This is a genomic window from Streptomyces sp. NPDC088254 (assembly GCF_044740925.1).
Classification (GTDB): Bacteria; Actinomycetota; Actinomycetes; order Streptomycetales; family Streptomycetaceae; genus Streptomyces.
This window is the reverse complement of the sequence record NZ_JBIURQ010000006.1, coordinates 322,202-346,493: the sequence shown is the minus strand read 5'-3', so window position 1 is coordinate 346,493 and position 24,292 is coordinate 322,202. Positions and strand designations below refer to the sequence as shown.

General features: G+C 69.7%; 22 protein-coding genes and 3 pseudogenes. 14 read left to right on the top strand and 11 right to left on the bottom strand.

Annotated elements, in window-relative coordinates; all coding sequences use genetic code 11:
• The 4 genes from ACIOC0_RS19945 to ACIOC0_RS19930 all read right to left on the bottom strand — a co-directional run bounded on the left by ACIOC0_RS19945 (position 1) and on the right by ACIOC0_RS19930 (position 4,817).
• Positions 1-1,047, bottom strand: a complete 1,047-nt coding sequence (locus ACIOC0_RS19945) for an ABC transporter substrate-binding protein (RefSeq protein WP_402156399.1) — start codon at positions 1,045-1,047, stop codon at positions 1-3.
• Between the two features lie 602 nt (positions 1,048-1,649).
• Complete coding sequence (locus tag ACIOC0_RS19940; RefSeq protein WP_402156398.1) at positions 1,650-2,885, bottom strand: acyl-CoA dehydrogenase family protein; 1,236 nt, start codon at positions 2,883-2,885, stop codon at positions 1,650-1,652.
• Positions 2,886-2,898: 13 nt separating this feature from the next.
• Positions 2,899-3,480, bottom strand: a complete 582-nt coding sequence (locus tag ACIOC0_RS19935) for a winged helix-turn-helix domain-containing protein (RefSeq protein ID WP_402156397.1) — start codon at positions 3,478-3,480, stop codon at positions 2,899-2,901.
• Between the two features lie 290 nt (positions 3,481-3,770).
• Positions 3,771-4,817, bottom strand: a complete 1,047-nt coding sequence (locus tag ACIOC0_RS19930) for an amino acid ABC transporter permease (protein ID WP_402156395.1) — start codon at positions 4,815-4,817, stop codon at positions 3,771-3,773.
• A 701-nt stretch (positions 4,818-5,518) separates the two neighbouring features.
• Here ACIOC0_RS19930 and ACIOC0_RS19925 point away from each other — a divergent pair.
• From ACIOC0_RS19925 to ACIOC0_RS19890, 8 genes are all read left to right on the top strand, one after another.
• Positions 5,519-6,655: an LLM class flavin-dependent oxidoreductase gene (locus ACIOC0_RS19925; protein WP_402156393.1), complete on the top strand. Its 1,137-nt coding sequence runs from the start codon at positions 5,519-5,521 to the stop codon at positions 6,653-6,655.
• Positions 6,652-7,188, top strand: coding sequence for a GNAT family N-acetyltransferase (locus ACIOC0_RS19920; RefSeq protein WP_402156392.1), 537 nt, complete (start codon positions 6,652-6,654; stop codon positions 7,186-7,188). The genes ACIOC0_RS19925 and ACIOC0_RS19920 overlap by 4 nt, the downstream gene beginning before the upstream one ends.
• A gap of 29 nt (positions 7,189-7,217) precedes the next feature.
• Positions 7,218-8,156, top strand: a complete 939-nt coding sequence (locus ACIOC0_RS19915; RefSeq protein ID WP_402156588.1) for an ABC transporter substrate-binding protein — start codon at positions 7,218-7,220, stop codon at positions 8,154-8,156.
• A gap of 21 nt (positions 8,157-8,177) precedes the next feature.
• Positions 8,178-9,200, top strand: coding sequence for an amino acid ABC transporter permease (locus tag ACIOC0_RS19910; RefSeq protein ID WP_402156390.1), 1,023 nt, complete (start codon positions 8,178-8,180; stop codon positions 9,198-9,200).
• Positions 9,197-10,003 carry an amino acid ABC transporter ATP-binding protein gene (locus tag ACIOC0_RS19905; protein WP_402156388.1) on the top strand — a complete coding sequence of 269 codons (807 nt, stop codon included), beginning with the start codon at positions 9,197-9,199 and terminating at the stop codon, positions 10,001-10,003. Before ACIOC0_RS19910 ends, ACIOC0_RS19905 begins: the two co-directional genes overlap by 4 nt.
• Before the next feature lie 39 nt (positions 10,004-10,042).
• Complete coding sequence (locus ACIOC0_RS19900; RefSeq protein WP_402156387.1) at positions 10,043-11,026, top strand: ABC transporter substrate-binding protein; 984 nt, start codon at positions 10,043-10,045, stop codon at positions 11,024-11,026.
• A gap of 86 nt (positions 11,027-11,112) precedes the next feature.
• Positions 11,113-11,679 carry an NADPH-dependent FMN reductase gene (ssuE, locus tag ACIOC0_RS19895; protein WP_402156385.1) on the top strand — a complete coding sequence of 189 codons (567 nt, stop codon included), beginning with the start codon at positions 11,113-11,115 and terminating at the stop codon, positions 11,677-11,679.
• 38 nt (positions 11,680-11,717) lie between these two features.
• Positions 11,718-12,920 (top strand): LLM class flavin-dependent oxidoreductase, encoded by a 1,203-nt coding sequence (locus ACIOC0_RS19890; RefSeq protein WP_402156383.1) that lies wholly within the window; start codon positions 11,718-11,720, stop codon positions 12,918-12,920.
• A gap of 2 nt (positions 12,921-12,922) precedes the next feature.
• Here ACIOC0_RS19890 and ssuE (ACIOC0_RS19885) read toward each other — a convergent pair.
• The 7 genes and pseudogenes from ssuE (ACIOC0_RS19885) to ACIOC0_RS19855 form a co-directional block, all read right to left on the bottom strand.
• Positions 12,923-13,476, bottom strand: a pseudogene (gene ssuE, locus ACIOC0_RS19885) (NADPH-dependent FMN reductase).
• A 34-nt stretch (positions 13,477-13,510) separates the two neighbouring features.
• Positions 13,511-14,930, bottom strand: a pseudogene (locus ACIOC0_RS19880) (FAD-binding oxidoreductase).
• Between the two features lie 152 nt (positions 14,931-15,082).
• Positions 15,083-15,928, bottom strand: a complete 846-nt coding sequence (locus ACIOC0_RS19875) for a hypothetical protein (RefSeq protein ID WP_402156381.1) — start codon at positions 15,926-15,928, stop codon at positions 15,083-15,085.
• A 50-nt stretch (positions 15,929-15,978) separates the two neighbouring features.
• Positions 15,979-16,158: pseudogene (locus ACIOC0_RS19870) on the bottom strand (sulfurtransferase); the annotation flags it as partial.
• Positions 16,086-16,787 carry a sulfurtransferase gene (locus ACIOC0_RS19865; protein ID WP_402156380.1) on the bottom strand — a complete coding sequence of 234 codons (702 nt, stop codon included), beginning with the start codon at positions 16,785-16,787 and terminating at the stop codon, positions 16,086-16,088. The pseudogene ACIOC0_RS19870 and the gene ACIOC0_RS19865, both read right to left, overlap by 73 nt.
• On the bottom strand, positions 16,784-17,572 hold the full coding sequence (locus tag ACIOC0_RS19860; RefSeq protein ID WP_402156378.1) for an alpha/beta hydrolase: 789 nt from the start codon (positions 17,570-17,572) through the stop codon (positions 16,784-16,786). The genes ACIOC0_RS19865 and ACIOC0_RS19860 overlap by 4 nt, the downstream gene beginning before the upstream one ends.
• A 189-nt stretch (positions 17,573-17,761) precedes the next feature.
• Positions 17,762-17,923: a hypothetical protein gene (locus tag ACIOC0_RS19855; RefSeq protein WP_402156377.1), complete on the bottom strand. Its 162-nt coding sequence runs from the start codon at positions 17,921-17,923 to the stop codon at positions 17,762-17,764.
• Between the two features lie 96 nt (positions 17,924-18,019).
• On the opposite strand from ACIOC0_RS19855, the gene ACIOC0_RS19850 reads away from it, so the two are divergent.
• The 6 genes from ACIOC0_RS19850 to ACIOC0_RS19825 all read left to right on the top strand — a co-directional run bounded on the left by ACIOC0_RS19850 (position 18,020) and on the right by ACIOC0_RS19825 (position 24,289).
• The gene (locus ACIOC0_RS19850) at positions 18,020-18,898 is read left to right on the top strand and encodes a LysR family transcriptional regulator (RefSeq protein ID WP_402156376.1); all 879 of its coding nucleotides are present in this window, start codon (positions 18,020-18,022) and stop codon (positions 18,896-18,898) included.
• Positions 18,899-19,274: 376 nt separating this feature from the next.
• The gene (locus ACIOC0_RS19845) at positions 19,275-20,225 is read left to right on the top strand and encodes a glutathione S-transferase C-terminal domain-containing protein (RefSeq protein ID WP_402156374.1); all 951 of its coding nucleotides are present in this window, start codon (positions 19,275-19,277) and stop codon (positions 20,223-20,225) included.
• A gap of 79 nt (positions 20,226-20,304) precedes the next feature.
• A complete protein-coding gene (locus tag ACIOC0_RS19840; protein ID WP_402156373.1) occupies positions 20,305-20,439 on the top strand; it encodes a putative leader peptide in 135 nt (44 codons plus the stop codon).
• Positions 20,440-20,513: 74 nt separating this feature from the next.
• Positions 20,514-21,716, top strand: a complete 1,203-nt coding sequence (locus ACIOC0_RS19835; protein WP_402156371.1) for an LLM class flavin-dependent oxidoreductase — start codon at positions 20,514-20,516, stop codon at positions 21,714-21,716.
• Positions 21,717-21,737: 21 nt separating this feature from the next.
• Positions 21,738-23,165: an NtaA/DmoA family FMN-dependent monooxygenase gene (locus ACIOC0_RS19830; protein ID WP_402156369.1), complete on the top strand. Its 1,428-nt coding sequence runs from the start codon at positions 21,738-21,740 to the stop codon at positions 23,163-23,165.
• Positions 23,162-24,289, top strand: a complete 1,128-nt coding sequence (locus tag ACIOC0_RS19825; protein ID WP_402156367.1) for an LLM class flavin-dependent oxidoreductase — start codon at positions 23,162-23,164, stop codon at positions 24,287-24,289. Before ACIOC0_RS19830 ends, ACIOC0_RS19825 begins: the two co-directional genes overlap by 4 nt.
• Positions 24,290-24,292 lie beyond the last annotated feature (3 nt).

Genomic DNA, 24,292 nt, shown 5'->3' with positions numbered 1-24,292 from the left:
TCAGCTCCCGCTCTTGGCAGCGGCGGAGGACTTCTGGTTGCCGTTGTACTCATTGGTGTAGAGGTCCGACACCGTGACCTGGCCCTTCTGGACGTCACCGCGCTCGACCAGCCAGTCGATCCACAACTGGAGTTCCTTGCCGGTGATCCGGCCCGCCGTTTCGGCGACGCCGTAGGACCGCCAGTACTTCAGTGGTGCGGTCTCCTCGTTGCGGCCGCGCTTCTTCACGATGTCCGTCATCCGGGCGATGACCTCTTCGCGCGGCGTGGAACGGGACCATTCGATGGCCCGCCCCACGGCGGTGACGAAGATCCGTGCCGTGTCGGGGTTCTGGTTCAGGAAGCGGTCCGTCATCACATAGGTGCCGGCGCTGAACGAGCCGAGCAGTTCATAATCTGTGAACAGTGATCGGATTCCTCCGGTTGCCAGGGCCTTGTCGCGCAGAATGCCGCCGAGCACGGCCACCTCGATCTGCTTCTGACGCAGAGACTGCTCCGTGTTGACCGGAGGCACCACGAGGGGTTCGACCTTGCCGATCTCCGCCCGGGAGAGACCGCCTCGCTGCAGATAGATGTCGAGCATCGCTTCGGAGTGGGCTCCGAGGGTGTTCATGCCGACCTTGTTGCCGATAAGGTCGCGGGCCGACCGGATGGGGCTGTCCTTGAGGACGTAGAAGCCGTTGTAGGCGTACTTGTCGGAGCCGTAGTAGCTGATGACGGCCTTGATGGGGGCGTTGTTCGCGGCCAGTTTGACCACTGCGCCGTTGAAGGCGCCACCGAAGTCGATCTGGCCCGTGGCCGCGGACTGGATGTCCTGTGGCCCGCTGATGGTGTTGCCGACCCACTTCAGTTTCACGTCCTCCAGATAGCCGAGATCCTCGGCCAGCTCCGGCAACGTGACCTGACCCGCCCAGCCTTGATACCGGAGCGTTTTGGTCTGTCCCTTGCCGGAGGTGGCTCCGGTTGCGGTGGTGCCGCAGCCCACGGCCACCGCCGAAAGTCCGAGCAGAGAGAGGAACTGGCGTCGGGTCGAAGCCGTAGTGGCCATGGAAAGGTCCTGTTCAAACGAAAGGGGACTGACGTGGGATCGGCGGACGCGCTGCCCGAAATGGCGAGAATTGACGCCTGCAGGGGTTCTTTGACATGCAGAAGCCCCAGCCGAATGGAGTGGTCGGAAGTTGAGCGCGACAAGGCGGAAACCGACTGAGGAACGAGACCTCGTCAGGAACGCCTGCGAGAAATCAGTGATCTACGACAGCAGCGGCATGGCCGTAGCAGCCGAATTCGAGAAGGCGCGGGAGAGAGCAGTGCTCGTCAGCGGGTTCAGCGGCCGACGGCACAGATGGCGCTGGCCTGACGTCGTAGATCGACGTGCAGACGCGCGGCGAGGTTCTCGGACTTGCTCACGGTCAAGAGAGTTGCAGCGGAATCCGGCCAAGTCAACGTCGCGTGCGCGTATGTCTCATATCCTGAACTGCCCGACATGCAAGTGAAGTGAGGCGTTCACAATTGCCTGGATGTCAGGTTGCGTGGCGAATCCCGATCACGCCGAGTTCGGCCGCGAGACACCGAGCTGATTCGTTCTTGGAGGGGGTTTTCTGGAGCAGGCGCCTTGTTGCAGATCCAGAGCTCCGGGTCATCGAGGTCGGACTAAGGTCGGACAGGCAGGACGAACGGAGGGTGCGCACCGTTGAGGAAGTAGTCCCCGACGTCCCGGAGCCGATGGGCGACGGGCTCGTACAAGGTGTGAGTTCGGACGTTGCGCCAGAATCGGTCGAAGCCCAGCTGCGAGGACGCGGAGCGGGCGCCGACGACGTCGAGGGCGCGGGCGGTGGACTCCTGCGCTGCCCTGGAAGCGGCGGCTTCGGCCATGGCCACGAGGACGGAGATCTCCGCGTGCTCGTCGTAGGTGAGGTCTTCGCCGCGCGCCAGCCCGCCGTTCACGGCATCCACTGCCTGATCGGCGAGCGCTGACGCGGAGCGGGCGAGGACAGTGAGTTCTCCGTAGGCGGTCAGCACCTGTAGGTCCTGGGGAGAGCCGGCCGGCCGGTCCGGGTGCCAGGGTGAATGGCCCGTCCTGCTGTACTCACGGGCTTCGGCGAGCACCCCCTCAGCCATGCCGAGAAGGAGCTGGACCGAGAGAAGGCGCCCGACCGGCGATGCCAGAGCAGCCAGGGGTGACAGAACGTCCTCGTCCGCGGACAGGGAGCCGAGTACGTCGTGGGCGGCGACCGGTACGGCGTCGAACTCCACGCTCCCGCCGGCCGCGAGCCGCTGGCCGAAGGTGTCGGTGTCGCCGTCGATCCGCACGCCGTGGCGGGCGGAATCGACGACGACCGCGAGTGGTTCGCCGGTGTCGGCCCGCTCGGCCCGCACGGCGAGGCGGTCGGCGACCAGAACCCCCGTGGCGTAGCTCTGCCGACCGTCGAGCACATAGCCACTGCCCTTCCTGGTGAGCGTCAGAGGCAGTTCCTGACGGGCGAAACCACCACCCCAGCACCACTGCTCCGCCGCGGACTTCCGCTCGACCTGAGCGGCGAGGGCGGGCTCGGCGAACAACCGGGCGCTCCACGACAGGAAGTAGTGACAGCCGAGCACTTGGCCGATCGCGCCGTCGGCGGCGGCGATCTCCCGGACGACGGCGTAGGCCGTGGGCCAGTCCGCGCCGCCTCCCCCGAGCCCAGCCGGTATGAGGAGCGTCAGCAGTCCCGCCTCACGAAGCCCGGACACCTCGTCGAAAGGGGCCTTGCCTGCCTGCTCCCTGGCCACCGCGTCCGTGGCCAGATCGTCCGCCGTCTCCCGGGCCACGCGCAGCCAGTGCGCACGGCCGGGCCCGATCCGGTCGGAATCCGAGGCGGGTCCGGACGGCGCAGTGGCAACGCCCATGGCGGTGGTCTCCTCAAGGTCGGCGGCAAGGTGCGGTGTTGGAGTCCTCTTGCTGGTCGGGCACGTACTTGTAGCCCACGCGCCGTACGGTGACGATCCGGTGCCGGTGAGCTCTGCCCAGCTTGCGGCGCAGCCGCGCGATGTGGACATCCACGGTGCGGCCGTCGCCGATGTGGTCGTAGCCCCAGATGCCGGTCATCAACTGCTCGCGCGAATGCACCTGGTGGGGATGGAGAACGAGATGGGCCAGCAGCCAGAACTCCAGGTAGGTGAGGTCGAGTTCGCGTCCATCCAGCTCTGCGACATGTCGCGCGGGATCGATGCGCACGTCGCCGCCTCCCGTCTGCTGCACGGGGTGTGCGTCCGTGTAGGCGACCGGCCGGATCTCCGGTCGTGTCACGTCCTTCGCGAAGAGCTGGGCGGGATCGGTGCCCTCAGGGACGAGCACGAGGTAGCCGACGAGGGGAGCGGAACCGTTTCCCCCGTCGCCTCCCTCGTCGCCGAACTGCGCGGTGTCGCCCACGAGGCGGAGGTGGCGCATGTCGGGGAGCGGCGAATTCAATGGAGTGGCCTGAGCCGGAAGTGCCGTGGTCATGGCGGTCGTCCTTCAGGAGTGCGTCGGGCCATCAGGCGCACCGGTGGCTTTGCCTGATCACCTGGGATGAGAGAAGGAGCGGAGTGGCACGCGCAACGTGTGAGCGGCGTGCCCTCTACGCGCGACAGCAGGCGGCGCTGACGACGTGACCAAAGTCGACATGCCGACGACGAAAGAATCGCTGCTGCGTGTGGGCCATGAGCATCATCCTGCGCACCCACTGGGCGGGCCGTCAACGCTTTCCTAGTAAATCGATGGGAAATGTAGGGAACGCAACACCGCAGGTGGGCTCATCGGCCACCGTCGACTGCGGGGCGGGCGTCGGGCGCCGTCGCCCTGTACAGCCGGACGCGCAGCGCGGCCACATGGCCCCTGAGCCTCTGCAGGGGGGTGGGCGGCAGGGTGCGGGCGGAGCCACGCGCGTAGTGGCGCTCGACGTAGAACTGCCCCGCGCTGAGAACGGTCGTGACGGCGATGTACCAGAGGGTGGCCACCATCAGCAGCGGGATGACCTGGTACGTCTGGTTGTAGACCAGCTGGACCGAGTACAGCAGGTCGTGCACGGCCAGCACGCTGACGATGCTGGTGCCCTTCAGGGTGCCGATCAGCATGTTCCCGGCGGTCGGGACGATGGAGCGCATCGCCTGCGGGATGACGATCCGGCGCAGGGTGCGCCGCCTGCCGATGCCGAGAGCCTGGGCGGCTTCCGTCTGGCCGGAGTCGACGGAGAGGATGCCGCCGCGCACCACCTCGGCGGCGTAGGCGGCTTCGTGCAGGGTCAGGCCGATGACGGCGGTGAGGGTGGGGCCGAGCAGGTTGACCGTCTTGACGGTGACGAACTCAGGCCCGAAGGGGATGCCGAGGCCGAGCGTCGGGTAGAGGGCGCCGATGTTGAACCAGAACAGCAGCTGTACCAGCAGCGGAGTGGACCGGAAAATCCACACGTAGCCCCAACTCAGCGTGCGCAGTACCGGGTTGGCGGAAAGACGCATCACGGCCAGGGGGATGCCGAGCAGGAAGCCGAGGACCATCACCAGGCCGGTCAGCCACAGGGTGAGCAGCAGTCCGTCGAGCACGGCGGCGGTGGTGAAGTACCGGCCGGCCACGTCCCACTGGAAGGCGCGGTTACGGAGGACGGAGTTGACCACCATCGCGAAGACCAGCAGCGCGACGGCAGCGATCAGCCAGCGGCCGACGTGCCGGCGCGGCACGATCCGTGGCAGATCGTCGTCGGGGTCTGGGCGGCCCGGGGCGTGGGCGGAGGCTTTGCGGCGTTCTGCGAGTGGGATGGTCGCTGAGATGTGGGAGGAATCGGCGATGTCGGACGGCGAGACCATCAGGAGGCTCTCCAAGAGAGGGAAGCGCGGGCGTCGGTGACCACCCACGGCGCACGTTCGTGGATTCCGTGCAGGCACGGTGCGCACGGGGCGGTGTGGCTGGAGTTCGGTTCGGCGTCATCGCGCGCCGCGTCCCTCAACGCGGCCGGTACGGCTGCCGCGCGCGGCGGAGCCGGTCCGTCCTCGATCGTATGGGCGCACCACACGCATGTGTCAACCACGCACAGGAACTGCTGGGCGCCGGTCCGGCATCCGGGCCGTAGTTGACGAGAAGCAAGATGTACTGCTCAATTGATCGCATGAATGCCGAGCAGCGCTTGGTCACCCGTGACCACATCGACTTCGGTCGGGTGTGGTCCGCAGCGTGTTGCGCCTGACGCGGCAGCGGGCCGTCTGACCGGCCCTTCCCTCCCTCGGTGACCCCGTCGCGGGCCGAGTTCCTCCCTTCGCGGCACCGTCGTACGCATGCGCTGAACACACGCTGAATCCGCGTACGAACGGTCCTGCGAGACCTGACACGCGCTGCCGCCGCCCCACTTCGCCCGAGGCCATGCCCCGGCGTCATCACACCTGCTCACCACCTGGCTCCCAGCGCCTTGAAGCGCCGTCACACCCGGCCGCTCCGAGGGCTGCTCCGCCGTGCCCCCCTGCTGCCCACGTAACGGCCCGGCTCCAGAGGACTTGAGGAAAGGCCATCTCCCATGCCAGTGGAATTCCTTGGCATCGCCGCCACCAACGACGGCTCCGAAACCACCCCGCGCTCCGGCGCCGCTTTCGACAAGGAGTACACGTTCCGGCTCGCCCGGGCGCATGAGGACCACGGCTGGGACCGGGTGCTGTTCGCATACGGTTCCGGATCGCCGGACCCTGCGCCCGCCGCCGCCTACATCGCGAGCAGGCTGGACCGCCTCCAGATCCTGCTGGCCCACCGGCCGAACGTCTCCTACCCGACGTTCGCCGCGAAGACCTTCGCCACCCTCGACCAGATCAGCGACGGCCGGCTGACCGTGCACTTCATCACCGGCGGCAACGACCACGAGCAGGGCCGCGAGGGCGACACCCTCACCAAGGACGAACGCTACGCCCGCACCCGCGAGTACATCCGGATCGTCAAGAAGATCTGGACCACCCGCGAGCCCTTCGACCACGCGGGCGAGCACTACCGCTTCCACGACTTCGTCAGCGATGTCTTCCCGGTCCAGCAACCCCGCCCGAACGTGTCGTTCGGCGGCTCCTCGCCCGCCGCGTACGCCACGGGGGGCGCCGAGGCCGACATCTACTGCCTGTGGGGCGAGCCGCTGGAGAAGACCGCCGAGCAGATCGAGGCCGTGAAGTCCGCCGCGAAGGCCGCGGGCCGCACTGACGTGCCCCGCATCCAGGTGGCGTTTCGCCCGATCATCGCCCCGACGGAGGAGCTGGCCTGGGAGAAGGCCCATCGCACGGTCGGCGCGATCAAGGCCCGCAAGGAGAAGGGCGAGGCGATCACCAAGCGCCACAACGGCCACACTCAGCCCCAGAACACCGGCTCGCAGCGACTGATCGCCATCGCCGAGGCGGGGGAGCGCTACGACCGCGCCCTGTGGACCCCGACCGCTGCCGCGACCGGTGGCGCGGGCAACTCCAACGCCCTGGTCGGCACCCCCGAGACGGTCGCCCAAGCCCTCCTCGACTACTACGACATCGGCGTCGACATCCTCTCCGCCCGCGGCTACGACCTGCTGGGCGACGCGGTCGACTTCGGCCGGTACGTGATCCCGATCGTCCGCGAGGAGGTCGCCAAGCGCGACGCCGAGCGGGCGGCCCGCGGTCCGCAGACCCTCGCGGCGGTGCATGGATGACCTCCGTCGCACAACCGCCGTCGCTTTCAGCCGAGCCGGCAGTCATTCACGTCACCGTGTCCGACCCGCGGGTGAGACCGCTGCTGCGCGAGCTCGGCGACGAGTACTCCACGCGCTACGGCAGGGACGCGCACGCCGAACTCGCCCGCTACCCCGACGAGGAGTTCACCGCCCCGCACGGCGGTGTGCTGCTCCTGCTCCTCCAACACGGCGAGCCGGTCGCGGGTGGCGCCTTCCGCCGGTACGACGAGACCACGGCCGAGCTGAAGCGGATCTGGACGCACTCCGCCCACCGTCGGCGCGGTCTGGCCCGCCGTGTCGTCGCCGAGCTGGAGCGCGAGGCGAGCGCCCGCGGCTACCGGCGGATCTACCTGACCACCGGCCCGCGCCAGCCCGAGGCCCGCGGGCTGTACCTGACGACCGGCTACACCCCGCTGTTCGACACCGAGGCCGACCCGGAATCCATCGGCTCGCTGCCCTTCGAGAAGCACCTGCCGACCGCACCACCCCAAGGAGAGGCAGCCAGCCTGTGAACGTCCGTGGCACCAGAACTCGTCTGCGCATGGCCGCCACCATCGCGCTGCTGCCCGTCCTGACGCTGCCCGTCCTGACGCTGACCGCCTGCGGGGCCGGCGACACATCCGGCACCACACCGGCGGGTGCCCAGGCATCCCCCGCACCGACCGACGACCCGGTCGCCGCCGTACGCAAGGTGGACTCCGTCGCCGCCCTGCTGCCCGCCGAGACACGCGAGTCCGGCACGTTGCGGGTCGGCAGTTCGATTGGCTTCCCGCCCGGGGCGTACTACCCGAACGGGCAGGACAAGCCGCCCGCCGGCCAGGACATCGACATCGCGGACGCGGTGGCCAAGGTCCTCGGCGTGAAGTTGGAGCGGCAGAGCGCCTCCTTCGAGACGATCCTGCCCGCTCTCGACAGCGGCAAGTACGACTTCGGCACCGGCAACTTCGGCGTCACCACCGAGCGCCTGAAGAGCATTGACTTCGTCACCTATATCAACGACGGCCAGGGCTTCGCGGTGAAGAAGGGCAACACCGCGCTCAAGACGAAGGTCACCGACCTCGCCCAGCTGTGCGGGCTGACCATCGGCACCGGAGCCGGAACCACCTTCGAGGCGACCCTCACCGCGCAGAAGGGCGTATGTGCCAAGGCGGGCAAGAAGCCGTACGACGTGAAGGTCTACTCGGAGAACGGGGCGACTCTCACCGCGCTGCAGCAGGGCCGGATCGACGTGATCATGTCGACCATCAACGGTCTGCGCTACCAGGCGTCACAGCCCGCCTCGCAGACCACCTTCCTCGGTGAGTACCACCGCCTCGACGTCGGCTTTGCCTTCAAGAAGAGCTCCTCGCTCACCAAGGCGTTCCAGGCCGCCGTCAACGAGCTGATCAAGGACGGCACATACGCCCGGATCCTCAAGAAGTGGGGCACCTCCCCCTCCGCGATCGAGGCGTCGCGGATCAACCCGCCCGAGCACACATAAGAGTCGAGCAGGAACACCACGATGAGACCGACCACCGACACCGCGCCGCCCCGCGTGGCCATCCCGGGCGACGGCCGCGAAGCCCCTCCCGCGCCGGACGACCCGCCTTCGCTCAAGGTGGTCCCCGCCCGCCACTACGCACGCTGGGCGGCGGCCGTCGCCGTGACCGTGCTGGTCGCCCAGTTCACGCACGGTCTGGTCACCAACCCGGTCTGGGAGTGGGCCGTCTTCCGCGGCTACGTCCTGTCCGAGACGATCGTCCAGGCGGTGTGGGTGACCCTCCAGCTCACCGCGTACGCCACGGTGCTGGGCTTCCTCCTGGGAACCGTCCTGGCCTTCATGCGGCTGTCGCGCAGCCCGGTGCTGCAGACTGTCGCCTGGACCTACATCTGGATCTTCCGCTCCATCCCGATGATCGTCCAGTTGGTGTTCTGGTTCAACCTGAGCGCGCTGTACGAGAGGCTGGGCGTCGGCATCCCCTTCGGCCCGGTGTTCTGGTCCGTCGACAGCAACAGCGTCATCGGCACCATGGGCGCGGCCATCATCGGGCTGACGCTGCACCAGGCCGCTTACGCCGCCGAGATCGTGCGTGGCGGTGTCATCGCCGTCGACCACGGACAGCTGGAGTCCGCAGCGGCACTCGGCATTCCCCGGCTGCGGCAGATCCGCCGGATCGTGCTGCCGCAGGCCATGCGCGCCATCCTGCCCACGGCCGGCAACGAGATCATCGGCCTGCTCAAGGGCACCTCGGTGGTCTACGTGATGGCCATCGGGGAGCTTTTCTACCAGGTGCAGGTGATCTACGGCCGCAACGGGCGGGTGATCCCACTGCTGCTGGTCGCCACCGCCTGGTGCGTGGTGCTGACCTCCCTGCTGTCCATCGCGCAGTACTACGTGGAGCGGCGCTATGCCCGGGGCGCGAACCGCACCCCGCCGCCCACCCCGCTCCAGCGCGCCCGGCGCTTCGTCCGCTCCCTGCGCGCGGCGGCCGCCCAGCGCAACCAGTCCGTCGTACCCCTGAGGCCTTTGGGAGACATCCGATGAGCGACGTGACGGTGGCCGTCAAGGACGCGAAGCCGACGGTCGACGGTGTGATGGTGGACGTCCACGGCGTCCACAAGAGCTTCGGCCCGCTGGAAGTGCTGCGCGGCGTCGACCTCCAGGTCCGCACCGGCGAGGTCACCGTGATCCTCGGCCCCTCCGGCTCCGGAAAATCCACCCTGCTGCGCACCATCAACCACCTGGAGAAGGTCAACCGCGGCTGGATCGCCATCGACGGCGAACTCATCGGCTACCGCCGCTCCGGCGGAAAGCTGCACGAGCTCAAGGAGAAGGACGTTCTGAAGCAGCGCACCCACATCGGGTTCGTCTTCCAGAACTTCAACCTCTTCCCGCACCTGACCGTGCTGGAGAACCTCGTCGAGGCTCCCGTCTCCGCGCTGCGCCGCCCGCGCAAGGAGGCGGCGGAAACCGCCCGTCGGCTGCTGGAGCGGGTCGGACTCGCCGACAAGACCGACGCCTATCCACGGCAACTGTCCGGAGGACAGCAGCAGCGCGTGGCCATCGCCCGCGCACTCGCCCTCGAACCCAAGGTACTGCTGTTCGACGAGCCCACCTCGGCGCTCGACCCGGAACTCGTCGGCGAAGTCCTCGACGTCATCAAGGACCTGGCCCGCACCGGAACCACCATGATCGTCGTGACCCACGAGATCGGCTTCGCCCGCGAGGTCGCCGACACCGTGGTGTTCATGGACGGCGGAGTCGTCGTGGAACAGGGCCCGCCCGCGGCCGTCCTGGACAACCCGCAGCACGAGCGCACCCGCGCCTTCCTCTCCAAGGTCCTCTGACCGACCCTCACCCGCCTTCCGCAAGCAAGGAGCACGGCCATGTCCACCTCGATCACCCGCCGCACCGCCGCAGCCGCGCTCGGACTCGCCACCGCCCTCGTCCTCGCCGCGTGCAGCAACCCCGACGACGGCGGCACGACCGAGGTCGCGGCCACGTCGGGCAGCAAGACGAAGATCAACATCAGTGCCGACCAGAAGCGCGTCACCACCGACAAGGTCGACTCCATAGCCGCCGAGGTTCCGGAGAAGATCCGCAAGAGAGGGACCCTGGAGATCGTCGACTCGTCCGGCTCCGCCGCGCCGCTGACCTTCTTCGCCACGGACAACAAGACCGTCATCGGCGTCGAGCCCGACATCGCCTCTCTGGTCGCCGACGTGCTCGGCCTCAAGCTGCACATCAACACGGTCTCCTGGGAGAACATCTTCGTCGGCCTCGACAGCGCCAAGTACGACGTCGGATTCAGCAACATCACCGTCACCGAGGAGCGCAAGGAGAAGTACGACTTCGCCCCCTACCGCGAGGACAACCTGGGCTTCGAGGCGAAGAAGGGCAGCGGCCTGAAGATCACCGGGCCGAAGGACGTGGCGGGCCAGACCGTCGCCGTGGGCAGCGGCACCAACCAGGAGAAGCTGCTCATCGAGTGGAGCAAGGAGAACGAGAAGGCCGGCCGCAAGCCGGTGAACATCAAGTACTACCAGAACGACAGCGACACCTACCTCGCCCTCCAGTCCGGCCGTATCGACCTCTACCTCGGCCCCAACCCGACCGCCGCCTACCACGCGGCCACCACCGGGAAGACAGAAGTCGTCGGTACCTACTCCGGCGCCGGCTCCACCCTCCAGGGCCTCATCGCGGCCACCACCAAGAAGGACAGCGGCCTCGTCAAGCCGCTCGCCGACGCCCTCAACCACGTCATCGAGAACGGGACGTACGCGAAGGTGCTGAAGCGCTGGGGCCTGTCCGACGAGGCCGTGACCAAGTCCGAGATCAACCCGCCCGGACTGCCCAAGACCAACAAGTAGCCGCCGAGGATGCGGGGCCGCAGTACGCCGCGGTACCCGGCCCCGCACCAGTCCCATGCATACCTGACGCTCCCGAAGGACCCGCAATGGCCACCGTCCTGTCCGTCTCCGGAAGCCCCTCCGTCACCTCTCGTACCGCCCGCCTGCTGCGCCACCTGGATGCGCGGCTCACGGCACAGGGACACGAGGTGATCCCCCTGGACGTCCGCACCATCCCCGCCGAGGCCCTGCTCGGCGCCGACTTCCGGCACCCGGCGATCGTCGAGGCGACCGAACTGTTCGCCCGCGCCGACGGGGTCGTGATCGGCACGCCCGTCTACAAGGCCGCCTACTCCGGGCTGCTGAAGTCCCTGCTGGACCTGCTGCCGCAGTACGGCCTGGTCGGCAAGACGGTCCTCCCGCTGGCGACCGGCGGAAGTACGGCGCATGTCCTGGCGATCGACTACGCGCTGCGCCCGGTGCTCAGTTCCATGGGCGCCGCGCACATCGTCCAGGGCTGGTTCACGCTCGACAAGGACCTCGCGGTGGGCGTCGACGGCACCCTGACCGTTGCGCCGGGCCCCGCCGAGGCCCTCGCACAGGTCGTCGACCAGTTCTCCGAAGCCCTCGGCAGCCGTACGGCCCTGCCGGCGGCCGCCGGACGAGTCGCTTGACCGTGACCGCCGACGACAAGCGAAAGGCGTGAGCCTCCATGAGCCTCACCTTCCACTGGTTCCTGCCCACCAACGGCGACAGCCGTCATGTCGTCGGTGGCGGCCACGGCACCCCGGTCACCGCGGCCGGCGGTGACCGGCCGCCGAGCATCGGCTACCTCACCCAGATCGCCCGCGCCGCCGAGCATCTGGGCTTCACCGGCGTGCTGACCCCCACCGGAGCCTGGTGCGAGGACGCCTGGCTGACCACCGCCATGGTCAGCCAGCACACCGAGCGGCTGAAGTTCCTGGTCGCCTTCAGGCCCGGCTTCGTCTCTCCCACACTCGCCGCGCACATGGCGTCCACCTTCCAGCGGCAGACCGGCGGCCGGCTGCTGCTCAACGTGGTCACGGGCGGGGAGAGCCGTGAGCAGCGCGCCTACGGTGACTTCCTCGACAAGGACGCCCGCTACGCCCGCACGGACGAGTTCCTGCAAGTGGTTCGCGCACTGTGGGACGGCGGGACCGTGGATCTGGAGGGCGAGCACCTCCGGGTCGAGGACGCGCGGCTCGCCCGGGTGCCCGACCCGCTGCCGGAGATCTACTTCGGTGGCTCCTCGCCCGCCGCGGGCGAGGTGGCCGCTCGCCACGCGGACGTCTATCTCACCTGGGGCGAGCCGCCCGCCGCCGTCGCCGAGAAGATCGCCTGGATCCGGACCCTGGCCGAGAAGGAGGGGCGGAACATCCGCTTCGGCATCCGCCTCCACGTCATCACACGCGACTCCTCCGAGCAGGCATGGGCCGAGGCACAGCGACTCCTCGAGGGCTTCGCCCCCGAGACCGTCGCCGCCGTACAGGCCGGGCTGGCCCGCAGCGAGTCCGAGGGGCAAAAGCGCATGCTCGCCCTGCACGGTGGCGGCCGGGACGGACTGGAGATCCACCCCAACCTGTGGGCCGGCATCGGGCTGGTGCGTGGCGGGGCCGGTACGGCATTGGTCGGCAGCCACCACGAGGTGGCCGAACGGGTCGCCGAGTATCACCGGCTCGGCATCGACGAGTTCGTGCTCTCCGGCTACCCGCACCTGGAGGAGGCTTACTGGTTCGGCGAGAACGTCCTGCCGCGCCTCGCCGCCCAGGGACAGTGGGCCCGCCCGTCGCCCTCCACCGCCCTTTCAACGAGCGCTTCGCGCACCCCTTCTGGTTCCGTGCCCACGGCCGCACCTGCCCGGCCCGCAGCCCAGGTCCCCTTCGCGGGCTCCTGAACTCATGCCACCGCCTCCAGTCCCATACGTCCGCCGAGCGCGGCGGAGAACTGATCGGTGACCCGTTCGAGCGCCTCCCGCGCGGCGGGCTCCACGACACACCACCGTCCTCCCGCACGTCGATGTGCTTGTCCAGGACGAACCAGCCGGGCGTGATGTGCGCGGGTCCCATGGAGGCGAGTACCGGGCGCAGCCCGTAGTCGATCGCCAGAACGTGTGCCGTACTCCCACCGGTCGCCAACGGCAGCACGGTCTTGCCCTCCAAGGCGTACTGCGGGAGCAGATCGAGCAACGACTTCAGCAGTCCGGAGTACGCGGCCTTGTAGACCGGGGTGCCGACAACGACACCGTCGGCACCCCGGAAGTGCTCGATGACGCGGACGATCTCGGGGTGTCCGAAGTCCGCGTGCAGCAGGGCCTCGGCCGGAAGGGTGTGGACATCGAGCGGGATCACCTCGTGTCCCTGGGCTGTGAGCCGGGCGTCCAGACAGCGCAACAGCCGGGCGGTGCGGGAGGTGGAGGAGGGGCTTCCGGAGACGGAGAGGACGGTGGCCATGGACGATCTCCTGGGAAGAGCGCGGAAAGGGTGGTCAGAGGGCTTTGCCCGGGTTGAGGATGTGGTGTGGGTCGAAGGCCGCCTTGATGCGCTGCTGCAGGACGTGCTGCTCGGGGCCGAGTTCCTGGGCGAGCCAGCCCCGCTTGAGCGTGCCCACCCCGTGCTCGCCGGTGAGCGTGCCGCCCAGGCGCAGAGCGGTGGCGAAGATGTCGCCCGCCGCCTGCCACGCCGCCTCCGGGACGTCAGGGAAGGCGGGGTCCAGGACGAGGATGGGGTGGAGATTGCCGTCGGCGGCGTGGGCGAAGGTGAAGACCTGTACGTCATGGCGGTCGGCGATGGCCGTGATCTCCCGGACCGCGGTGGCCAGTTGGGTCCTGGGGACGGCGATGTCCTCGATCAGCACACGGCCCAGACGCTCCAGGGAGGGCAGGACGAGCCTGCGGGCCGCGAGCAGCCCGTCCGCCTCCATCGGGTCGGCGGTGGTCTCGACCGACGCCGCATGCTTCCGCAACAGCTGTATCGCCAGCTCTGCCTCCGCCGCCGCGGACCGTCCGTCGCACTGCAGGAGCAGCAGTGCACCGCCTCGTGAGCGCAGAGCCGTGCCCTGCGCCGTCCACGGCTGCCAGTACGGGGCCGTCCAGCAGTTCGGCCATGGAGGGCTCAAGGCGGGCGGCGATGAGCGCCGACACGGCCTCGGCGCCCGCGGCGAAGGAGTCGAAGTACGCGGCGACGGTGGCGGTCGACTCCGGCACCGGGCGCAGCCGCACCGTCGCGGCGGTGATCACACCCAGGGTGCCCTCGGAGCCGGTGAGCAGCGCCGTCAGGTCGTATCCGGTGACGCCCTTGACGGTGCGCCGACCGGTCCGTATCAGCGTCCCGTCCGCGAGCACCGCGTCGAGTCCGAGCACCGCGTCCCGGGTCACCCCGTACTTGGCGCAGCGCAGCCCGCCCGCGTTGGTCGCGATGTTGCCGCCCACGGTGGAGATCGCCGCGCTCGCCGGGTCGGGCGCGTAACGCAGCCCGAACTCGCCTGCGACACGGTCCAGTTCGGCGGTGACGACGCCCGGCTCCACGACAGTGATCTGTTCCGCGGGGCTCAGCCGGCGGATGCGGTTCATTCGCGACAGGTCGACGACGACACTGCCCGCTCCGGCGTTCGCCCCGCCGGACAGCCCGGTGCCCGCCCCACGCGGCACGACCGGCACCCGCAGAGCGTGCGCGTGCCGCAGCGCGGTCTGTACGTGTTCCGCGCGGGTGGCGTGCACCACCGCCAGCGGCTCCCCGCCCGGGCGGCTGCCGGAGCGGTCGGCGGCGTACGCCGCGGTGGCCTCGGGACCGGTGGTGAGCGCGCCCTCGGGCAGTTCACGGCGGAGTACGGCCACCAGCCGGTCGGAGGCGCCGGTGTACTCGGCGTCCTGCCGGGCGGCGGAGGAGCTGGACTGCGGGAAGGGCATCGGACTGCCTTTCTGCGTGCGGGGTGAAGGACTGGCTGGGGGCGGCCTGGCCGGCCCGCCCCCAGTGCCCGCCCGCCGATGGCGAGCAGCGCCGTGTCCTCCTGAGGGGCGTGCACCGGGGCGCACTGGACATCCCTGAAGTGGCGTGGTCGTCATGAGGCGGGCGCTTTCCGCAGCGGAGTGTTCAGGCGGTCGCTCCAGAATCCGCTCACCTTCAGCCCCTGCTTCAGTGCCCCGAGTTCCAGGAAGGCGTCGGCGACCCCCTGTTGGGAGGCGGTGGCCTCGGCGCTCACCAGCCGCAGTTCGGTCTTCCGCTGCGTCTCGCCCTCGCTGTATTCCTCCAGTGCCTGGTCGAGCGGCTGGTGGGTCGCGGAGGCGATCACCTTCGCGTACTCCTTCTCGTGTCCGTCACGGACGTATGCGTAGGCCTTGTCGAGCCGGGCGAGCAGATCGGCCAGTGCCTCGCGCTCGGCCGCGCCGGCGAGGGTGTCGGCGGAGGCGGTCCACAGGAAGTTGCCGGAGAGGATGTCCTTGCCGGAGCCGATGGTGTGGGCGCCCTGTTGACGGGCGGCGATGATCGCGTTGCCGTATCCGGCGAAGGCGTCGACGGAGCCGCCGCCCAGCGCGGCGAGTGCCTTGTCGGGTTCCAGCGGGGCGGCGGTGATGTCGTCCCAGCCGAGCCCGGCCCTCCTCAGCAGTTCGTAGAGGAAGTGTGGAACCTCCTCGTCCCACCGCCAGGAAGAACTCCCGCCCCGGCGCCTCGCGCAAGCGGTCCCGATCCCGTTTCCCTGTGCCGCGTGGCGTGCGACGCGCCTCCGGGCCCGTCGGGTTGACTGGACGCCCTCACCCGGGGCAGGGCACAACGGCTGGTGGCCGACCTGTGGCAGCGGCACGGCTGCTCGGTACTGCTGGTCACCCACGACGTGGAGGAGGCGCTGCGGGGTGAGGACGCCGATGCCGTGCATGGTGTCGCCGACCTTCTGCACGGCGTCGACCACCTGGGAACCGACCGTCGTCCGGGTGCTTCTGCGACCAGGCCAGTGCTGTGTCCAGGCGGCGCCGCACCGGGGATGTGCCCGGCGCGCGGGTCGACCGGCTCGTCCTCGCCCCGGTACCGCTCGGCGGCCCGTGCGTCCAGCAGTACGCCGGTACGGGCTACATCGGCCGCCGCGTCGGCGTCCAGCACGGGCAGCTGCCCCGGGGTGAGCACGATGTCGCCGTACGGTGGCGTCGCCTCATGCTGCTGGTCTGGTTCCTGGCGAGCACCACGGGCATGCTCCCCGAGTCCGTGCTGGCCTCCCCCGTCGACGTCGTCCGGCGCGCGGTCGACCTGACCGGCACCGGTGAACTGCCGCAGGCCATCGCCGCGTCCGGTCGGCGCGCGGCCATCGGGTTCCTCATCGGTGCGGCCGTCGCACTCGCGCTAGGCTCGCCGTTCGCCGTCGGCAGCCCGGCCGAACGCCAGGCGTCCAGTGCCCCGTCCAGCAGCCTGACGTGCTCGATCCCGGCCCAGCGCAGCAGCCACCAGGCGCGGGCGGCGGCGGTGTTGCCGTTGTCGTCGTAGACCACCACGGTGCGGCCCGCGGAGAGCCCCCAGCGGCGCGCGGCGGCCTGCAGTGACGCCGGGTCCGGCAGCGGATGACGGCCGCCCTCCGGTGTCGCGGGAGCGGAGAGCTCGGTGTCGAGGTCGACGTAGAGGGCGCCGGGAATGTGCTCCTTGAGGTAGTGCTCGCGGCCTTCCGGATCGCCGAGCCGCCACCGGACGTCGAGGACGACGGGGGCCGGATCACCGCCGCACAGCAGGGAGTCCAGCTCGGCGGGGGTCGTGAGGACGGGGACGGTCTCGAAGGCGGTCATGCGATGTCCTCGGTGATGGCGATGGGCGGCAGTTCGGGGGAGAGCCGCAGTCGCTCAAGGAAGAGCACGACGGTGGCGGCAGCGGTGCGGTGGGTGACGTCGTTGAGGGCGTCGTGCCGGGTCCCGGCCAGGCTCACCAGTTCCGCGCCGGGGAGCGCGCTGTAGACGCGGCGGGCCTTTTCGAGGGGGCTGATGCCGTCGTCGGCGCCGTGCAGTCCGAGTACCGGGAGGGAGATACGGTCCAGCGCGGGCAGCTCCAGTGCCGGAGCGTCCTCCAAGGCGCCACGCCGGAAGGCGGCGTCGGAAGTCAGCCGCCCCCGGTGCGTGGGGCAGGCGGTCCGCTGCTCCAGTTCGCCCTCCCAGTGCGGGACCGTGGCATCGGTGCCCGTGCCCGTGCCGGTGTCGGTGCCCGTGCCCGTGCCCGTGCCGGTGTCGGCGGAGTAGGTACCGGTCGGCAGACCGGCGAGGATCAGTGCGTCCAGGCCCGGCGTGTTGCGGGCGGCCAGCGCCGCGGCGTACGACGCGCCGGTGTCGGATCCGACCAGCACCCGCGGACCGGGCAGCGTTTCGTCACGCAGCAGCTTGGCGGCGGCGTCGGTGACGCCCGTGGGGTCGAGGGAGGCGTCCCCCAAGGCCCGTACGCGATACCCGTCGGCGGCGATGCGGCGGCCGAACCGCTCGTACACACCGCCGTGTTCACCTCGACCGGGGAGGAGGACGAGGGTGCCGCGCGGGGCGATTCCTTCTGGTTCGTTCCAGGAGTGGACAGGCTGAGAAGAGCTCATGACGACTCGATTCATCGACAGCGGCGACGCCCGCACTTAGGCCGGGCATGCCGGTGCGGTGGGCAGGAGCGGAGAAGCGGCGCAACGCGGTCCGGAGCCCGCACGGCATCCGCGCCCTTCGCGCGACACGGCGAAACGGCGAAAAAGGGGCGCGCTCGAGGCGTGCGCGAAGAAGGAGGGGCGAAGGGGTCAGCGACAGCGCATGGCGCCGCTGCGGCCGAAGTCGACCACGCGCCGCTGCGTCAACCGGGCGCCCGCGCCGCAGCGCGCCGTCGACCCGGCGGCCGACGGCCAGGGTCCGGTGCGGTGGGCGCGCGGCTGGAGGGCCGACACGTTGGCTGTACGCAGCATGGACTCAGCATGCACGAGGCAGGAGAGCGGCGTCCAACGACGATTCGCCATCAAAACCGATCACGATTCGTCATCAATGGATGCTAATCTGCGCCCATGCGGCCGGTTCTGGACATCGTGGCACTGCGCAGCCTCATCGCCGTCGCCGACTACGGCGGCTTCCACCGCGCTGCCGGGGAACTCGCGCTCAGCCAGTCCGCGGTCAGTCAGCACGTACGCCGCCTGGAGAAGTCCTTCGGACTTCCCGTCGTCGAGCGCGACGGCCGCAAGACCCGGTTCACCGCCCACGGCGCCCAACTGCTGGAAGAAGCACGGCTGATCGTCGGCGCGCACGACGGCGCCGTCCGACGCCTCCTGGGCGAGGAAGGGGCAGCGGCCGCAACCGTCGTCATCGGTGCCACCGAACACGGCGCCGACCAGATCCTCCCGGTGCTCACCGAGGCCGTCCGCCAGGTCCGGCCGGACGCCGAGGTGCGGGTGCGCATCGACCGCTCGGCGCGGCTGACCGAGGCAGTCGAACGCGGTGAGCTGGACCTCGCCGTCTATGTCACCGAAGCGACCGCCACCGTCGGCACCGCCGTTGGTGACCTCCCCCTGCGCTGGTACGCCGCCCCCGGCTGGAAGCCGCCCGCCGCCGGCCCGCTGCCGCTGGTCGCCGTCAACGCGCCGTGCGTCATCCGCCGTCGCGCTCTCACCGAACTGGCCGCCCGTGGCACTCCGGCCACCGTGGTCGCCGAGGCCGGATACCTCGCCGGCGTCCTGGACGCGGCCCGAGCCGGGCTCGGTGCCGCGCTCCTCGCGGTCCCCGGCGGGCAGCGCCCCGACGGGCTCACCCCGCGCCGGGACCTCCCCGCGGTTCCGCCCGTCCGGCTCGGTGCCCTTACGCGACGGGGCTCCACTCCCTCCCTGACCGGTGCCGCCGTCGAGGCCGTGCGCGCCCTGCTCGCCTCCTGCGAGACAGACCGGGCGGCGTAGCGCTCTCCTCCCATCATGTGAGACGCCGGGCGATACACGGGGAGGCCCTCTTGACGTGGCACGAAGACCGCCTGACACTCCGAAGCAGAGATTCCTAGTGAACTGGTAGGAAATAATGGAGCGTCTGGAGCCGCCCGCCGACCGCGCCGTGCGCGCCGGACGGTCGCCTCTCCTGCTGACCTCCCGCCGTCACATCGATCTCCTGCGTGTCTGCAGCGCGGCGAACCCTCTGCGCTGACACCGGCGGTGCCCATCGGCACCGCATCCCCGCCGGGTACGGGTACGCGCCGACGCCGCCGCGCGCCCATCACCCCACGTGCGCCGACCACCGCACCTGAAGAGAACCAGAAGCCGGAACCCGGACCCTGGGAGACACATGCCCGTCGCACCCCTGCCCACCGTGCCGTCCCTCCCCTCTTCGCCGTCGTTCCGGGGAAGGATCGGCTGTGACGCGAGCAGTGGCTACTACGCCGTGTCGCGCCGTTACCGCCTCCACCTCTCGCTGTCCTGCCCCCACTGTCTGCGGATCGCCATCACCCACAGCCTGCTCGGCCTGGGAGAGACCCTCCCGGTGGAGCTGTTGCCGGCCGTGCCCGACAGCCCCGACGGCGGTCACTGCGCTCTGCGCCCGTTGTACGAGGCCAGTTCGCACCGGCATCCCGGACCGGCCGCCGCACCGGTGCTGAGCGACGACTGGACGGGGCGGATCGTCAGCACGGACACGCCGGGCATCCTCCGGGACCTGGCCCGGCGCTTCGGTGGTGACGGCTCCGGCCGGCCCGCCCTCTACCCACACGGCGCGGAGGAGGAGATCGAGGCCGTCGGACGCCTTTGCGAGTACCGCATCAATGAAGCCGCACAGCATGCCGGGCAGGCCGGTGCCGACGCCGCGACGCGGCAGACTCACCTCAGTTCCCTGCTCCGCGTCCTGAGCTCACTGGAGTGGCGGCTCGCCCACCAGGACTTCATCCTGGGTGACGAAATGACCGCCGCCGACGTGCAGTTGTGGGTGACTCTGGTGCAACTCGACACCGTGCACCGTCTGCACCTGGACGCCGCCGCGGTCCACCACATCGCCGACCATCCGCACCTGTGGGCCTACGCACGGCGGCTGGCCGCTCACCCCGTCTTCGGCACCCACCTCGACCTGGACGGCATCGCCCGCCGACACCATGCCCACTGCCAAGGGCTGGAGGCCGCAGGGGCGGCGGTGCAGATCCTGGACTGGTCCGTACACATCGTGGACGGGGCCGCCGCCCAGCACTGTCCGGGCGGCTTCATGGAACCGCAATACGCCCTCCACCTGCGTCCGTCCGGATCCGTCTAGCCTGCGACGACATGGGCCCTGCAATGCCGGAGCACGGCAGGGCCCGTTCGGAGCAGGACAAGCGGCTGGAAGAGCGGAGGTGACGGTGTTGTCCCCCGTTTCCCGCGTGCTCGTCCCCGCTGTCGGGCTTCGCGCCGAGCCTGGCTGCGTCCACCTGTACTCCCGGCCCCACATCGACCTGCAACGGGTGGCCGGCGCCCTCTGTTGTTCCTGACCTGTTCCTCGCCGCTGGGCCCTCCGCATCAGGGCCGGTGATCACATACGGTCGACCAGGAAGGCACCCTCTTCGTGTCCGCACATCCCCCTCTCCACCTTGCCGCGGCGCTGGACGGCACCGGCTGGCACCCGGCTGCATGGCGCGAGCCGGGCGCCCGGCCCCACGACCTGTTCACCGCCGGCTACTGGGCCGACCTCGTGGCCGAGGCCGAACGCGGCCTGCTCGACTTCGTGACGTTCGAGGACTCGCTCGGGCTGCAGTCCTCGCACCTCACGGAGCCGGACGGACGCACCGACCAGGTGCGGGGCCGGCTGGACGCGGTGCTCGTCGCCGCCCGGGTCGCACCGCTGACGCGGCACATCGGGCTCGTGCCGACCGTGGTCGCCACCCACACCGAGCCGTTCCACATATCCAAGGCGATCGCCACCCTGGACTACGTCAGCGCCGGTCGTGCGGGCCTGCGCGTCCAGGTGTCGGCACGGCAGAACGAGGCCGCGCACTTTGGCCGCCGTGCCTTCCCACGTCTCCGCTTCGACGACCGGGACACCCCGGACGGCCACGAACTGATCGCTGAGCTCTTCGAGGAGGCTGCCGACCACATCGAGGTGGTGCGCCGCCTGTGGGACAGCTGGGAGGACGACGCGGAGATCCGCGATATCGCCACAGGGCGGTTCATCGACCGCGACAAGCTGCACTACATCGACTTCGAGGGCAGGCACTTCAGCGTCAAGGGCCCCTCGATCACCCCTCGGCCACCGCAGGGACAGCCCATCGTCAGCGCGCTCGCGCACCAGAGCGTGCCGTATCAACTGGTGGGCCGTTCGGCCGACATCGGTTACGTCACCCCGCACGACACCGACCAGGCTCGCGCCGTCATCGCCGAGATCCGTGCCGCCCAGGCTGAGGCAGGGCGGGCGGAGGAGCCACTGCACATCTTCGGTGACCTGGTCGTGTTCCTGGACGACGATCCCGCCGCGGCCGAGGACCGCAAGGCCCGTCTGGACGGCCTGGCCGGCAATACGTACACGAGCGACGCTGAGGTGTTCACGGGGACACCCGGGCAACTGGCGGACCTCCTGCTGGAGTGGCGCCGGGCCGGCCTGAGCGGCTTCCGGCTGCGTCCCGGAGCGATCGGTCACGACCTGGAGCAGGTCACGCGGGGCCTGGTGCCCGAACTCCAGCGCCGAGGTGCCTTCCGGAACGCCTACGAGGCGGACACCCTGCGCGGGCTGCTCGGCCTCGCCCGCCCCACAAACCGCTACGCCGCTGCCTGAGGCCGGAGGAGCCGTACGACCATGAGCAAGCCGACCACCGGCACGCCGGCCACGAGCAAGGCGACCACGGGCAAACCCCTGAAGCAGATCCGTCTCGCGGCCCATTTCCCCGGCGTCAACAACACCACCGTGTGGAGCGACCCGCAGGCGGGCAGCCACATCGAGTTCAGCTCGTTCGCGCACTTCGCACGGACCGCCGAACGAGCCAAGTTCGACTTCCTGTTCCTCGCAGAGGGGCTGAGGCTGCGCGAACAGGGCGGTCACATCTATGACTTGGACGTCGTCGGCCGCCCCGACACCTTCACCGTCCTCGCCGCGCTCGCCGCCGTCACCGAACACCTCGGCCTGACCGGCACCATCAACTCCACCTTCAACGAGCCCTACGAGGTGGCCCGCCAGTTCGCCAGCCTGGACCACCTCTCCGGCGGACGCGCCGCCTGGAACGTCGTCACCTCCTGGGACGCCTTCACCGGCGAGAACTTCCGACGCGGCGGCTTCCTCCCGCAGGATCAGCGCTACTCCAGGGCCAAGGAGTTCCTGTCCACCGCCACCGAGCTGTTCGACTCCTGGTACGGCGACGAAATCGTCACTGACCAAGAGTCCGGCATCTTCCTGAAGGACGCGCAGGCCGGAGCCTTTGTCCACCAAGGACAGCACTTCGACATCGCCGGCCAGTTCAACGTCCCGCGCAGCCCGCAGGGCCGCCCGGTGATCTTCCAGGCCGGTGACTCAGACGAGGGCCGCGAATTCGCCGCCTCCAGCGCCGACGCCATCTTCAGCCGGCACAGCACCCTGGAGGCCGGCCGGGACTTCTACGCCGACGTCAAGGGACGCCTGACCCGCCACGGCCGAACCCACGACCAGCTGCTGATCCTCCCCGCGGCCACCTTCGTACTCGGCGACACCGACGCCGAGGCGCAGGAGCTGGCGCATCAGATACGCCGTCAACAGGTCAGCGGCCAGACGGCGATCAAGTACCTCGAGCACGTCTGGAACCGAGACCTCTCCGCCTACGACCCGGACGGCCCGCTCCCCGACATCGACCCGGACCCCGGCGAGAACACCATCGCCCGCGGCCGGGCCAGCGTCCGGATGTTCCGCGACCCGCTCGCCGTCGCCAGGCAATGGCGCGAGCGCGCCGCAGCGGAGAACCTGTCGATCCGCGAACTGGTCATCGAGACCACCGGCCGGCAGTCGTTCATCGGCTCCCCGGCCACCGTGGCCGAGACCATCAACGCCTTCGTCCAGGCGGACGCAGCAGACGGCTTCATCCTGGTCCCGCACATCACCCCCGGCGGCCTGGACGAGTTCGCCGACACCGTCGTCCCGCTGCTCCAGGAACGCGGTGTGTTCCGCCACGACTACACAGGCACCACGCTCCGCGACCACCTCGGCCTGGCACACCCCGACACGCGCGCGGAGCCGGATACCCGGCGGGCGGCGTCGTGAAGTTCCTGGCCATCACTCTCATCGTGCACGCCCCGGATCCGGTGACCGGAGTCCAGAAGTCCACCAACGAACGCTTCCGCGAGGTGATCGACAACGCACTGCTGGCCGAGGAACTCGGATTCGACGGCTTCGGCGTCGGCGAACGCCACGAGCGGCCGTTCATCTCCTCCTCACCACCGGTCGTCCTCAGCCACATCGCTGCGCTCACCTCCCGGATCCGGCTGTTCACCGCCGTCACCACCCTCAGCCTGCTCGACCCGGTACGCGCGTACGAGGACTACGCGACCCTGGATCACCTGTCCGCAGGCCGTCTCGACCTGATCATCGGCAAGGGCAACGGCACGGCCCAGCGAGAGCTGTTCCATGTCACTCCCGAGGACCAGTGGGACCGCAATGCCGAGAGCTACGAGCTGTTCCGCCGGATCTGGCGGCAGGACAAGGTGAGCGCCTCCCCGCGCTTCCGCCCCGAGCTGACAGACGCCGAGGTGTGGCCGAGACCGCTCCAGCAACCCCTCCGGGTCTGGCACGGCAGCGCGACCAGCCGGGAGTCGGTCGAACTCGCCGCCCGCTACGGAGATCCGCTCTTCTCGGCCAACGTCACCCACCCGATCGAGCCGTACGCCGAACTCATCCGCTACTACCGGGAGCGATGGAAGCACTACGGCCACGACCCGGGTCAGGCCGTCGTCGGCGCGGGGACGGCCGGCTACCACGCGGCCCGCACCTCACAGCAAGCGATCGCCGCATACCGGCCGGTGTTCGAGGGCTATCTCGCCTTCCAGAAACGCCTGGGCGTCGAGCCGGTGTTCGCCACCCTGGAGGACTTCGTCGAACGCAGCTCGGCGCTGATCGGCAGCCCTCAACAGGTGATCGACAAAGTGCACCGCTACCACGAGCAGTTCGGACACAGCGTGCTCCACCTGCACGCCGACGCAGGCGGTCTCACCCACGCCCAGCACCGTGCCTCGCTCGAACTCTTCCAGTCCGACATCGCCCCTGTTCTGCGGCGCGACATCCCCGACCCGCCGTTCCCCTGGGCTCCGGTCATCGCCGAGCCCGAGCCCGTGTCCGCATCCGCATCCGCATCAGAGTCCGCATCGGCACCCGCGCCCACCGACCGCTGAGGA